At 46.4% G+C, this 13,291-nt stretch carries 10 protein-coding genes; 3 read left to right on the forward strand and 7 right to left on the reverse strand.

The window, feature by feature from the left end:
• Positions 1 to 140: 140 nt before the first annotated feature.
• Complete coding sequence (locus DW917_RS04970; RefSeq protein ID WP_118116952.1) at positions 141 to 722, reverse strand: hypothetical protein; 582 nt, start codon at positions 720 to 722, stop codon at positions 141 to 143.
• Positions 723 to 1,150: 428 nt separating this feature from the next.
• Between DW917_RS04970 and DW917_RS04975 the strand changes: the two genes are divergently transcribed.
• From DW917_RS04975 to DW917_RS04985, 3 genes are all read left to right on the forward strand, one after another.
• Positions 1,151 to 2,224, forward strand: a complete 1,074-nt coding sequence (locus DW917_RS04975) for a metallophosphoesterase (protein WP_118116953.1) — start codon at positions 1,151 to 1,153, stop codon at positions 2,222 to 2,224.
• Between the two features lie 92 nt (positions 2,225 to 2,316).
• Positions 2,317 to 5,148, forward strand: coding sequence for a TonB-dependent receptor (locus tag DW917_RS04980; RefSeq protein ID WP_118116954.1), 2,832 nt, complete (start codon positions 2,317 to 2,319; stop codon positions 5,146 to 5,148).
• A 62-nt stretch (positions 5,149 to 5,210) separates the two neighbouring features.
• The gene (locus DW917_RS04985) at positions 5,211 to 6,599 is read left to right on the forward strand and encodes a right-handed parallel beta-helix repeat-containing protein (protein ID WP_118116955.1); all 1,389 of its coding nucleotides are present in this window, start codon (positions 5,211 to 5,213) and stop codon (positions 6,597 to 6,599) included.
• A gap of 270 nt (positions 6,600 to 6,869) precedes the next feature.
• Here DW917_RS04985 and DW917_RS04990 read toward each other — a convergent pair whose 3' ends face one another.
• The 6 genes from DW917_RS04990 to hisIE form a co-directional block, all read right to left on the reverse strand.
• Positions 6,870 to 7,643 carry a hypothetical protein gene (locus DW917_RS04990; protein WP_118116956.1) on the reverse strand — a complete coding sequence of 258 codons (774 nt, stop codon included), beginning with the start codon at positions 7,641 to 7,643 and terminating at the stop codon, positions 6,870 to 6,872.
• Positions 7,644 to 7,868: 225 nt separating this feature from the next.
• On the reverse strand, positions 7,869 to 9,077 hold the full coding sequence (locus DW917_RS04995) for a glycosyltransferase (RefSeq protein WP_118116957.1): 1,209 nt from the start codon (positions 9,075 to 9,077) through the stop codon (positions 7,869 to 7,871).
• A 38-nt stretch (positions 9,078 to 9,115) separates the two neighbouring features.
• Positions 9,116 to 10,273: a diaminopimelate decarboxylase gene (gene lysA / locus DW917_RS05000; protein WP_118116958.1), complete on the reverse strand. Its 1,158-nt coding sequence runs from the start codon at positions 10,271 to 10,273 to the stop codon at positions 9,116 to 9,118.
• Positions 10,274 to 10,412: 139 nt separating this feature from the next.
• Positions 10,413 to 11,732, reverse strand: a complete 1,320-nt coding sequence (locus DW917_RS05005; RefSeq protein ID WP_118116959.1) for an aspartate kinase — start codon at positions 11,730 to 11,732, stop codon at positions 10,413 to 10,415.
• A gap of 94 nt (positions 11,733 to 11,826) precedes the next feature.
• Positions 11,827 to 12,543 carry a cell division ATP-binding protein FtsE gene (locus DW917_RS05010; protein WP_118116960.1) on the reverse strand — a complete coding sequence of 239 codons (717 nt, stop codon included), beginning with the start codon at positions 12,541 to 12,543 and terminating at the stop codon, positions 11,827 to 11,829.
• Between the two features lie 51 nt (positions 12,544 to 12,594).
• The gene (hisIE, locus tag DW917_RS05015; RefSeq protein WP_118116961.1) at positions 12,595 to 13,242 is read right to left on the reverse strand and encodes a bifunctional phosphoribosyl-AMP cyclohydrolase/phosphoribosyl-ATP diphosphatase HisIE; all 648 of its coding nucleotides are present in this window, start codon (positions 13,240 to 13,242) and stop codon (positions 12,595 to 12,597) included.
• Positions 13,243 to 13,291: the final 49 nt, after the last annotated feature.

Consider the following 13,291-nt stretch of genomic DNA (forward strand, 5'->3'; position numbering starts at 1 on the left):
AATTAATTATTAATGATTAGTTATTAGTTAGTCGGCATAGTTAGTTTTTATTTAACGAGAAATCCAAGCCGGAGAATCATCTTCAGCTTGGATTTCTTCTGTTTTATCATCGAATGTTTGTCATCATCCCAGTCATTATCTCAATCATCATCATCATCGTCATCATCATCATCCCAATCTCTATCGTGCTTCCACTTCTTCTTGTCGTGCTTCCACTTTTTCTTGTCATGCTTCCACTTCTTGTCGTGCTTGTGATGCTTGCACGGCTTTCCTGGTCCATAAGTTTCATGGGTTCCGCCTGGCCATCCCGGTCTTCCGTAGTTGCACTCAGGGCGAGGGCGGCGCTTGTCGTGTCCCCAGTTATGCTTAGGATACTTGGTGTAAATATGGTGAACATACACATGATTCTGCCAGCCGATAGGACGATAGAAATAGTATGAGTTCTTGAATCTCTTCCATTGTCTGGCGGTCATCATGCGCTTGAGCTGCTTGTTGCGATAATGCCAGCCGTAGGCATCGATGTCGCGATAGCTTCGGATGCCGTCCAGATAGGTGAAGTTGATGTTCAGGAGATTGTTGCGCTGGGCGTTGCTCAATCCCAGTTCCACCACCATCTTATCTGTGATAAAACGGGCTTCAGCCTGAATATTTGTCAGTCTCTGAGCATTCATAGATGCAATCATCATCCATGCTGCAACCAATGTCATAATCATTCTTTTCATAACGATCTTCTCTTTAAAGGGTTATTACTGCATTTCTTTTTGTTCTCTTGATTGAAGAGGCTACTTGGTGCCGCTATCAACTTTTTGATGGTGCAAAGAAAGTGCAAACGTTCATCATGAGGCTTGTTTTCAAGATGTCTGATGCAACCTTTCTTTTATGTGGTGCAAAGATAGAGAGAATAGCTGAAAACAACAAAGGGAAAACCATAATCTGATGTATGATTTTCCCTAAAAGCATCGGGGAGATTCCCCGTAATAAGATTGTAGTATCTTTTATCTGCTAATTAAAATCCTTGTAACCCTTTTGACACATAATACCCCTACCTTTGCACCCGAATTCTGAATGGTATTGTCTCTATATGGGGAAATACGGATTAGAATATTCAAGTTTATTAGAATATTAATAATTATAGTCAGATAAAGAAAAAATGGAAAAGAAAGTTTCGGGTAAGCATGGCAATAGCAAAGGCTTTGCTATGATGAAAGGTAGAATGGCTACTGTAGTTTTGGCTTCGGCTTTATTGTTGGGCGGTGGCTTGACTGCTCAGGCGCAAAACGCAGCATTAACCACTTGTTCTCAGAGTGCAGCAACCGCAATTCCGCAGAATCCTAACTGGAAGGCGAATGCTGCCGAATGGCAGAAACTGAAGGGCGAAATCACCCTCTACATGACCAATGATATGGGGCGCAACGGCTACTACGACCAGAAGCCTATCGCAGAACTGATGGGCGAAATGGCGGGCACGGTAGATCCGGAATGCGTACTTGCCGTGGGCGACATCCACCATTTCAATGGCGTGACTTCTACCCAGGACCCTTTGTGGCTTACCAATTACGAATGGGTTTATTCTCATCCCGACCTGATGCTCAACTGGTTCCCGGTTTGTGGCAACCATGAGTATCGTGGTAATACCCAGGCTTTTATGGACTACGGCAAGGTAAGCCGCCGCTGGATGATGCCAGCCAAATATTACACCAAGGTGTTCGACCACAAAGGAACCACCGTGCGCGTCATCTTCCTCGATACAACACCCCTTATTGATTCTTACCGCAAGAATGCGGAAATCTATCCTGATGCCTGCAAGCAGGATGCTGAGGCTCAGTTCTCCTGGCTCGACGAAACCCTGAAGAATGCCAAGGAAGACTGGGTCATCGTGGTAGGCCATCATCCTATCTATGCCTACACCACGAAGAAGGAGAGCGAGCGTCTCGACATGCAGAAGTGCCTTCTGCCTATCCTCCATAAATATAATAATGTGGCGATTTATGCCTGCGGTCACATCCACAACTTCCAGCACATCCAGAAGAAGGGCGATAACATCGACTACGTAGTCAATTCCTCTTCTTCTCTGGCTCGCCCTGTGAAGCCTATCGATGGCACCGTGTTCTGCAGTCCAGCCGACGGATTCTCTGTATTTACCGTAGATAAGAAGCAGCTCAGAATGGCGATGATTGACAAGGATGGAAAAATCATACACACGGTTTTAAAAGTAAAAAGGTAAAAAAGTAAAAAGGTAAAAAGGCTTTTAAAGGTAAAAAAGTAAAAGAAGCTTTTTTGCGAAAAGAAACGAATGAAGAATCAATAGCGATATAGATGAAAAGATTTTTAATGAGTGCGGCGCTTCTTGCCGCTGCGACTTCCGCCATTCAAGCACATACGCTGGATGGTATTGTCAAGGATAACAAGACGGGCGAACCCCTCATCGGAACCGTAATCCGAGTGAAGGAGTTGCCCAACGTGAGTACCACCACCGGACTTGATGGTACTTTCACCCTGCATGAACTGCCTGATAAGGGCAAGGTGACCCTCATCGTTTCATACATGGCCTACAAGACCCGTGAAATGGTGGTAGATGTGGCTAAAGACTTTTCCAAGGATGGAAAAGTGGGAAAGGATGGACACCTGACCATCGCCATGGATGAAGACCTGAAGCAGTTGGGCGAAGTGGTGGTTACCGGTCATCGCGAATACAGAAGCGACCGTAGTGCCGTGGAGACCGTGAAAAATGCGGGTAACGTGCTCAACGTGATGAGCCAGCAGAGCATCCAACTCTCTCCTGACGTCAATGTGGCGAGCGTGCTCCAGCGTGTTTCTGGCGTCACCATGGAGCGTGATGCTTCCGGAGAGGCTTCTTACGCCATCCTCCGTGGTATGGATAAGCGATACAACTACACCCTGGTCAACGGCGTGAAGATTCCAAGTCCGGACGACAAGAACCGTTATATCCCATTAAATATCTTCCCAAGCGACCTGATGGACCGCCTCGTGGTATCCAAGTCTCTGACTGCTGATATGGAAGGCGATGCAGCCGGCGGCGTGGTGGACATGGTGATGAAGGATGCTCCTTCCCGTTTCCAGATTCAGGCAAATGCTGCCATCGGAGCGAGTGATTATTTCTGGAAAGAGGGTAGAGATTATCTTACCAGCAACCGTTCCGACTATACCAAGAAGGCGCCTTACGAGGCTTTCGGAAAAGACTATAAGGCACAGATGAGCGATTTCAAAAATGGTCCTGTACAGTTGAAGCGCCATTCCGCTCCTGCTCCCAACTTCATCGGAGGTTTGAGCATCGGCAACCGATTCTGGGGCGATCGCCTGGGTGTGATGCTTGCCGGAAGCGTTCAGAATACTTTCCGTGGTACCGAGCGCACCTATAATTCCGTGAAGATGGCTTCGGGTGAGCAGGCGATGTATATCTCCAATCTGCATCATCGCTTCTACAGCATCCACGACCTTACCACGGGTGTTCATGCCAAGTTCGACTTGACTCTGCCTGGACATAAGTTGGAATGGTATAATATGTATGTGCGCACCAATTCCAAGGGCATCAGATACAATAGCGGCATCAATACCGAATACATCGGAGCCGACAGCTATACCCAGGATGATGAGGTGCGCTCTCTCTCAACTACTCAGAGTATATTCGCCTCCAACCTGAAGGGTACGCATCATCTTACCAAGGATTTTACCCTCGATTGGTCGGGCGTGTTCTCTCAGGCAAAGGAAGAAGATCCGGACAGAACCTATGTCTCTCTGACGAATACCGTGAGCAGGACTGCCGAGAATGGCGGCGATGCCGTTGCGGGTTCTATCTGGGACGATAACAAGAACATTACCAAGACCCTGCCTAAGAGTGCCGAGCGCCGATTCCAGCACAACAAGGATACCGACAGGGCGGCTTACATCAACCTCTCTTACGATACCCATTTCTCCAACTCTGTGGAGGCGCTCTGGAAGGCGGGTGCGCAGTATCGCAGAAAAGAGCGTAGCAACAGATATTATTCCTACATCTTCAATCCAGCCGACATCTCGCAGACTTTGGACGGCAACGGATTAGACCAGTATGATAACATCGATTGGGTTTGCAAGACTCCTTATTCTCAGGCTTCGCAGCTCAACTATGATTCCAAGGAGCACATCGGCGGCGCTTACGCTATGGTAACCCTGAAGAGTGAACTGGGCGAACTGAATGCCGGTTTCCGTGCAGAGCACACCAACCAGATTTACACCATGCTCCAGCACTTCCGCAATATGGGACAGGTGGGCGAGCAGAGCTACTGGGATTATCTGCCATCGGCATCCATCAAGTGGACGCCAACCAAGAAGATGAACGTGCGTCTCTCTTACTATCGCTCCATCAACCGTCCGGGCTTCTACGAGATTGTGCCTTATCAGTTAATGGGCGAGGAGTATCAGGAGAAGGGTAATCCAAACCTGAAGCGTGCCCGCATCGACAATATCGACCTGCGCTGGGAGTGGTTCCCAAGCAAGACCGAGCAGATCTTGGCAGGCGTGTTCTATAAGTATCTGAAGGACCCTATCGAGCAGGTGTTCGTAACATCGGATGGAAAGATTGGTGCCGGAACCGATGCCTACTATACGCCGGATAACCTTGGTAATGCCAAGAATATGGGATTTGAGATTGACGTGATCAAGTACATCCGCCACTTCGGAGTGAAGGCGAACTATACCTACACCCATTCTGAAATCACCACCTCCAAGCGTGAGTATCAGGAGGGAAGTGCCGAGTATAAGACAGGCGTAACCCAGACCCGTCCGCTGGTCAATCAGGCTCCTCATACCGCCAATATCTCCTTATTATATAAGGATACGGAGAATGGCTGGAATGCGCAGTTGGCCTCTTCCTTCACAGGTACCAAGCTTGCCCTGGTTTCTCCTTTCAAGGATGCTGACCAATGGGATAAGGCGATGTTCGGTCTCGACCTGAGTGCAGAAAAGCAATTCAAGAACGGCTTCTCCGTCTTCTTCAAGGCTAACAATTTGCTCGATGCCAAGCGCGAGAGATACTTGAAGACCGTGAACAAGAGCAACTTAGAGTATGAGGGGCAGAAGAGCGATAAGACTATCGTGGGTACTTATAAGTACGGTAGAACCTTCCTGCTGGGAGTAAGATACAAGTTATAAAAGGCTTTTAAAGGTAAAAAGGCTTTTAAAGGTAAAAAGGTAAAAAAGTAAAAAGGTAAAAAATGAAAAAGATAAATACTTTCGCTTGCATGCTGATGATGGCAGCAGCGGCTATGTTCTCTACTTCTTGTGAGAACGATAATATCAATCCATACGATTATACTAATCATGGTGGTAATGGAAGCAACGAAAACCAGGGTTCTAATGAAGTCCTGAAAACTGACGTGGCTGAATATCCTGTAGGTTCTCTGGTTTGGAGCAAAGATACTACCCTCAGCGAGAGCGTGGAGATTCCTGTGGGTACTTCGCTCTATATCGAGCCGGGTGTAACCGTTACCTGCAAATCTGAGGTTCAGGTGCCGGTGGAAATCGTGGTGTTGGGTAATCTCTATTGCATGGGTACTGCCGAAAAACCGGTAGTCTTTACTTCTGATACCAAGAAGCCGGCTGATTGGGGTGGCATCATCTGCGGATACAATTCTGAGGAGGTGGTGCTCAACCATGTGGAAGTGGCCTATGCCGGTGCTACTCCTACCGAGAGTTCTGCTTCTTTCCAGAACCATCTTTTCAAGACTACTATCGATGGTGGTGTGCCTGCTTTCCATTTCTGTAATGTGAATGGTAAGTTTGTGATGGCTAACTGTTTCTTCCACGACAACTATAACGACCAGACTTACTTTACTGGCGGTAATGGTGTGATTATCAACAATATCTTCGCCGATAGCGGAAATGCTGCTGATGGTGGTGAGGCTATCAACGTGAAGGCTGGTTGCAAACTCGATGTTGCCAACAATATCATCTACAACGCCTGCACCAACGCCTTCAAACTCTCTAATGCAGGCAATAGTGAGACCATTCCGCTTACAGAGATGACCGTTTACAATAATACTATAGTTGATTGCGGATGGCGTCGTGCCAAAAACAAGAAGGGTGGTTCTGTATGGGTAGAGAAGGCTGCCAAACCTATCTTCGTGAACAATCTCATCTACGATTCCCGTTATGGACTGAAGCAGCCAAAGCAGGATGGGGCAGATATGGAGCATAGTCGTCTGACTCCAAACTACTACTTTGCCTCTACCGACAAGGGAGTAGAGCAGATGGCGAAGGGTGCAAGCCTCAGTATCTGGTATGATACAGATATCAAGAGTAGCGTGGCAGGTCAGCTCAATCCTCTCTTCAAGAACTTTAAGCAGAGTGATAAGATGAACATCAATTGTGAAATAGATCTTCAGGAAAAGGGTGCTCCTCTTGCTTTCGATAAGACTTGGAATTTCGAATATCAAGATAATAGTCCTGCACTCTCAGGTGGTGTAACCGATTTCGCCCGCCTCTTCCCGCAAGGTCTGCCATTCTTCGGCATGAAGCAGGTGAATTTCCTGGATAAGAATAACGACCAGAACTATTACTTCTCCGCTCCTTTGCCACGTGCAAGATTCGGAGCGTGGAGATAAAACATGAAATGATATTTATCATGGCGGAATGTATGGTATAATAGAAAAGTGAACAGATAGAAAAAGTCCTTTAGCGAAACAAGTAAGAACTTGCTGCTAAAGGACTTTTTTATTTTATTAGGACTCCTAAAACCTTTGCTTTCGATTAATTTAAACCTTTCTTTTCGAAGCAATTCTAATCCTTACATTTCTATTAATTCTAAGCTTTTCTTTTCGAGCAATTCTAATCCTTTCTTTTCGAGATTTCCCTTTTTATATTTCAGTATTCCTTTACTTTACATATTTCAGAATCTCCCGGCTCTTTCTTCCCTCCTTGGCAGGAATCGGCATGAAGCCTTCCGTGAGTCCTGTTTTCTCGGTCATCGCCTGAAATACGGATGCGGCATAGTTGGAGAGTTTCAACTTACCCAGTTCTTCCTTGATGGCATCCTCATCATAATCGTCGGCATACAAAAGCGTGTGAAGGTCATCCAGATACTTCTGTGGAATGTTCTTGTGAGGCATTCGGCTCTTGATTTGCAGCACTTGTGAGATGATGGCATCCTGGGTCAGTTGGGCAATAGCCTCTGCCTTGCGGCGCTCAAACTCATCAAAGGTAAGCGTGTCGGCCTCGCCCCAGTCTTCCATCATCGAAGCTACAGAAGTAAGATGACTGTAACCGAAGTAACGGATAAGGGAAACGTGCTGGTTCCACGCCAACTTTTCCAGGTAGTTTTTTTCTAATGGGGTAGTGGCGATGAGAAGGTCGGCCTTGTTGTACATGCTTTTCTGATAGCATGCTGTCTGCAGGCTGCGCTTCAACCAAGGATTTTTGCAGTTGCGCTCAGAAACATCGCCCAGCGGACAAACGATGTATGGAATGCCCATCTTGCGCGATTTCCTCGCCAGTTGGGCACCCTGCATTGTCCATGCTCCTAAAATCAATACTACATCGGCATCAGTCAACTTGTCTGTGATGTCGAGCTTCTGGCTCATTGCTTCTGTGTATGGCTCATACATCTTCAGCAATTTCTTCTCTTTGGAAATGAACAAATATACTTTCATCGTTTACTCTAATTTTATAACTATAAGTATTTGTATTTTAAGTATTTCGATTATTTTGTCTTGTCTTCAGGTCTCTACTTCCAGCCTTCCGTCTTTTACTTCCTGTTCTAGCCTTCCAGCTCCAAATCTTCCAGTCTTCCAAATTCCAAATCTTCCAGTTTTTCAATTTCAAATCCTTTCTGATTTCAAATCTTTCCAACCTTTCAATTTAAAAGCCTTCTGCCTTTACAGTTTATGGCTGGTGAAATCGTTTTTGTCAGCTCGCCAGTATCTGATTTTGTTGGCAAAATTTCTCCAGATGATTCCATATTCGTAGAATGGCAACTTGATCATAGCCAAGTCTTCATCAAAATGCTTGATGGCCTTGTGGGCGATGATCATGCGGATGACGAAGAGGAGGATAAGCGAGAATCCAGCGCAACCTGTAAGTATCCAGTCTTGAGCATAAATGCTCCATGCCAAAGCTGCTATAGATGCGAGAAGACTCAGATGAGGCATCAGGTGGTCGAAGAAGAGGAGGGTGCGCATAGACTTGACTCTGTTGAGCGACTTGAGTGAAGCCTGCAGATAGAGGTGGATATTGTGCCAAGACTTGTTGGAAGGTTCATCATGGATGAGCCAGGCTTGGCGGCCCAATTCTACAGCCGTATCGCCACATTCAGCATACTTGTTGACCAGGAAGTCGTATTCGCCCCTGATATACTCCAGGTTGCCCTGATAGCCCTGTCCTTCCATAAAATCGCTCTTGCGGAAGGCCACGTTAGGCATGTGGGTGCGGTAGGCATAGGAATGCTGGGCACGGCGGAGCAGATAGAATGCCCTGTGAATGCTCTCGAAACGGCGGATGCGCTTGGTTTCATCATCAAAAGCCACATAGCCCAAAACCAGATGGGTGGAGGTGCTGAATTGCTGGGCCATAGCGGCAAGCCATTGGTTGCTTTCCGGTCTGCAAGTTGGTTCTGTCAGAATAATCCACTCGTATTTGGCTGCTTTCACACCCAAGGTAATCTGCAACTTCTTACGGCTCATGTAGCGTGAACTCTCAGGAATATACGTATAGTAGAGGTGAGGATTCTGCGCAGCCGTACGCTTCAGGAAGTCGATGGTATCTACGTCGGTACTTTGGCTTACTACGATAACCTGGTAGTCGGCTGCATACTGCTGGTTGAGAAACATCGGCAGATTTCGCTCCAGCTCCGACAGGTTGTCATGAGCTGTAATGAGAATTGTAACTGGTTCAGCATTTTCTTTTTGAGAAAATTCTGCCTTATTTCCTGATTCCTCATTTCCTTCTGTCACATTTCCTTCCGTCTCATTTCCTTCCGTCTCTGGAAAGCGCAACGAGCGCAGGAATGGATTTACCAGCGATCCGAGGATAGCCAATAAAACCACTACTGCGCCTGCTATGATAGTAGTTATACTAATTGTTATCATTTCTTTTCTCGTAATAAGGAAATCATTCCTTTTTATTTTTAAAGATCTTCTGTAATGTAGCCCTTTGGCAACTGGCGGCAGTTGTACTGACTTGCCATGATTTCACCATAGGCTCCTGCGGAACGAAGGGCTATCAAATCGCCACGATGGGTCTTGTTCAGGTCGATTGCCTTGGCGAAGACATCGCTCGATTCGCAGATAGGTCCTACTACATCGTAAGTTTCTACTGGCTCATCGCTTGAGATATTTTCTATCTTGTGGAATGCCTGGTAGAGGGCAGGGCGGATGAGATCGGTCATTCCTGCATCGACGATGGCAAACTGCTTGGCGGTTCCCTGCTTGATGTAGAGGGTCTTGGTGATAAGTGAACCCATCTGGCCAACTACGGCACGGCCCAACTCGAAGTGAACCTTCTGACCATCACGCAACTTCAATTTCTTGGCATAAGTATCGAAATAATCCTTGAAATCTGGGATTGGCATGCGGTTTGGATGATTGTAGTCTATACCAAGACCACCACCCACATTGATGTTCTTTACTACAATATGATGAGCTTCCAACTGGTTCTGCAATTCGTTGATACGGTTGCAGAGCGCCTCGAAGTCACCCATGTCAAGTATCTGACTACCAATATGGAAGTGCAATCCTAAGAACTGGATGTTCTTCAACTTTGCAGCCTCTTCGATGACTCCTTCCATATCGCGCATGGCAATACCAAATTTGTTTTCAGCCAAGCCCGTGGTAATGTTGGCATGTGTATGGGCGCCAACGTCAGGATTGATGCGGAAGCAAACCTGTGCAATCTTATTCTGCTTCTCGGCAAGTTCGTTGATTACCTCAAGTTCCGGAATGCTTTCTACATTAAAGCAGAAAATTCCTTTCTCCAGTCCGAGGTTGATTTCCCAATCACTCTTACCTACGCCAGCATAAACAATCTTGTTGGCAGGGAAGCCTGCGTTGATGGCTGCCTGAATCTCTCCTCCGCTCACACAGTCGGCACCTAATCCAGCCTGGCAGATGACGTTGAGCACCTTAGGGTTGGCATTAGCTTTCACAGCATAATGTACTTCGAAACCTGGGTGCTTGCCTGCCTCCTCGTTGATAGTCTTGAGGGTACGGCGCAACAGGTCTGTGTCGTAATAGTAGAACGGAGTCTGTATCTCCTGAAACTTATCTATCGGAAATGTACCTTTCATTTCGCTTTGTCTTAAATTAATATCTTATTATAGTCAAATTAGAAAATCCAACTGATGGTTAAGTCAGAATATCCAACGAAGAGTGGACAGGAAGCATTACATGAGAATTCTTCACTCTTCACTCTTCATTCTTCACTTATTATTTCTCAAACAGAACATTACTCAAGTTCTGCAAAGCCTGCTTCTTATCCTTCTCTCTGATGAGGAATGAGATGTTGTAGTTGCTGCCGCCGTAAGAAATCATGCGTACAGGGATGTTCTTCATCGCATCGGTAGCGAGGGTCTCGAAGCCTACGTTGCTCCAGTCGAGGTCGCCTACTACGCAGATGATGCACATGTCTGAATCTACGGTTACTGTACCATACTTCTTCAACTCGTTGACGATGTCGTTGATGTGAGCGTCGTTGTCAATACTCATGCTTACACCTACCTCAGAAGTAGCAATCATGTCGATTGGAGTCTGGTAGCTCTCGAAAATCTCGAATACCTTGCGCAGGAAACCTGTAGCGAGGAGCATGCGGCTACTCTTAATCTTGATGGCTGTAATATTGTCCTTTGCTGCCACAGCCTTGATCTTGCCACGTACGATTACGTTGTCGATGATGGTACCGTCTGCCTTAGGATCCATGGTGTTCTTCAGGCGAACTGGAATACCTGCATACTTGGCTGGCTGAACACAGGTAGGGTGGAGAATCTTGGCTCCGAAGTAAGCCAACTCAGCTGCCTCCTCGAAGTTCAACTGGCGTACAGCCTCTGTGTGCTCTACGACACGAGGGTCGTTGTTGTGCATACCATCGATATCTGTCCAGATCTGAATCTCCTCTGCTGGGAGAGCGGCACCAATGAGAGAAGCTGTGTAGTCGCTACCACCACGCTGGAGATTATCAACCTCGCCGTATGCGTTGCGGCAGATAAAGCCTTGGGTGATATAAATCTGATAACCCTCATTCTGCTCCATGATGGCATTCAACTTCTCCTTGATATATTGTGGGTCTGGCTCTGCATTCTTATCAGTACGCATAAAATCTAATGCGCTGAGCAATACAGCCTTTACGCCCTGTTCCTTCAAGTAGTTTACAACCATGTTTGTGCTCATGATTTCACCCTGAGCCACGATGCTTTTCTCCTCGAAAGAAGTAAAGAGATCCTTAGTGAAAGAGCGGAGATAATTGAACTCGCCCTGCAGGAATTCGCGTGTAGTTTTCTTCATCTCTTCGGTAGAGTAGAGATCTTCCACGTGCTGCATGTATTTCTTCTCCAAGTTGTTGATTACCTCGTTGGCGCCCTCTGGGTTCTTCTTGTAGAGATAGTCAGAGATCTCAACGAGAGAGTTTGTTGTACCACTCATCGCAGACAATACGATGAAAGTTGGTTCACCTGATTCTGTAACCAATGAGGCTACTCCCTTCATGCGCTCTGGTGAGCCTACGGAAGTACCTCCGAATTTCATTACCTTCATAGTCGTAAATTATTTGAATGTTTAAATTTTTATTTTATTGTTTAAAGTTTAATGAGGGTGTAGAATACTTCACTCTTCACTTTTCGTTCTTCACTTAATTTTCCTCTCCGTCTTCCGTGAGGTCGATGCGATTGTATTCCTTTGTCACATCGCGCAGTTCACCATCCTTGCAGCGGTAAACGATTCCCGGGAATTTGTCGAGCATCGGGATGTTGTGGGTGGTCATGACTACAGCCGTGCCTTGCTGGGTGATTTCCTTCAGCAGGCTCACGATGTTGCTGGCTGTTTCTGGGTCGAGATTACCCGTAGGCTCATCTGCGATGATGATCTTCGGATTGTTGAGCAGGGCTCTTGCGATGGCGATACGCTGCTGTTCTCCACCCGAAAGTTCATGTGGCAACTTGTCTATCTTCTCGATCATGCCCACTTCGTTGAGCACTTCTTCGATTCGCTTGTTTCTTGCCTTCTTGTCTTTCCATCCGGTAGCCTTCAGTACAAACTCGAAGTTCTTGCGTACGGTACGGTCGTGGAGCAACTGGAAATCCTGGAAGATAATACCCAGTTCCTTGCGCAGGGCTGGTATTTCCTTTCGCTTGATGGTCTTGAGGTCTCTGCCCAAAATCTCTGCCTTTTCTGTTTCGCCTTCCACGAGGTCGAGTTCGCAGTAGAGGGTTTTCAGGAGAGAACTCTTTCCTGAACCCACTTTACCGATGAGGTAGGTAAACTCGCCTTCATCCACATGGAAGTTTATTTCCTTGAGCACGCACTTATCAGCCTGGTAAATGCTCACTTTCTGATAGTCTATCAACATCTCTTTTTCTATTTCTGATTTACATAATGTTTGATGATTCCCCGGCAGAAATTATTTCATTTCTCCCTTGCTCTTGGCTACTCGGCGCTTCTTGTCCCAGTTTGGGTCGTGGCGCATCTGGAGTTCCTTGGCTACATCCTCTATGCGTAAGCCCTTGCTGGTGAGCAATACGATGAGGTGGTAGAGTAGGTCGGAAGACTCATATACAAGTTTCTCATCATTTCCGTTTGTAGCTTCGATGATGGTTTCAACTGCCTCTTCTCCAACCTTTTGCGCCATTTTATTGACGCCTTTGTTGAAGAGACTGGTCGTGTAACTTCCTTCTGGCATTTCTTCGTGGCGCTTGTTGATGAAGTCCTGAAGTTCTGAGAGGAAGAGGATAGGGTTCAGCTCGTTCTCCTCAGCCCAGCAGGTATCTGTGCCCTTGTGGCAGGTAGGTCCGTCTGGGTGTACCTTAATTAATAAGGTATCGTTGTCGCAGTCGTTCTGAATGCTGACAAGGTTGAGGAAGTTGCCTGATGTTTCACCCTTTGTCCAAAGACAGTTGCGTGAACGGCTCCAGAAAGTAACCTTTTTGGTTTCTATTGTTTTATCGTATGCTTCCTTGTTCATGAATCCCAACATCAAAACGTTCTTGGTGATTGCGTCTTGAATGATGGCAGGAACAAGTCCGTCCATTTTTTCGAAATCTATTTCCATATAATCTTAATATTTTTATCGTATTATAGTTGTTTTATCTTTTATGGTT

Origin of the sequence: Prevotella sp. AM42-24, from assembly GCF_003461825.1 — a bacterium.
GTDB lineage: Bacteria > Bacteroidota > Bacteroidia > Bacteroidales > Bacteroidaceae > Prevotella > Prevotella hominis.

Coding starts and splice junctions, on each gene's coding strand:
- DW917_RS04985 (WP_118116955.1), top strand. CDS start 5,211: ATGAAAAAGATAAATACTTTCGCTTGCATGCTGATGATGGCAGCAGCG.
- DW917_RS04975 (WP_118116953.1), top strand. CDS start 1,151: ATGGAAAAGAAAGTTTCGGGTAAGCATGGCAATAGCAAAGGCTTTGCT.
- lysA (WP_118116958.1), bottom strand. CDS start 10,273: ATGAAAGGTACATTTCCGATAGATAAGTTTCAGGAGATACAGACTCCG.
- DW917_RS04995 (WP_118116957.1), bottom strand. CDS start 9,077: ATGATAACAATTAGTATAACTACTATCATAGCAGGCGCAGTAGTGGTT.
- DW917_RS05010 (WP_118116960.1), bottom strand. CDS start 12,543: ATGTTGATAGACTATCAGAAAGTGAGCATTTACCAGGCTGATAAGTGC.
- DW917_RS04980 (WP_118116954.1), top strand. CDS start 2,317: ATGAAAAGATTTTTAATGAGTGCGGCGCTTCTTGCCGCTGCGACTTCC.
- DW917_RS04990 (WP_118116956.1), bottom strand. CDS start 7,643: ATGAAAGTATATTTGTTCATTTCCAAAGAGAAGAAATTGCTGAAGATG.
- DW917_RS04970 (WP_118116952.1), bottom strand. CDS start 722: ATGAAAAGAATGATTATGACATTGGTTGCAGCATGGATGATGATTGCA.
- hisIE (WP_118116961.1), bottom strand. CDS start 13,242: ATGGAAATAGATTTCGAAAAAATGGACGGACTTGTTCCTGCCATCATT.
- DW917_RS05005 (WP_118116959.1), bottom strand. CDS start 11,732: ATGAAGGTAATGAAATTCGGAGGTACTTCCGTAGGCTCACCAGAGCGC.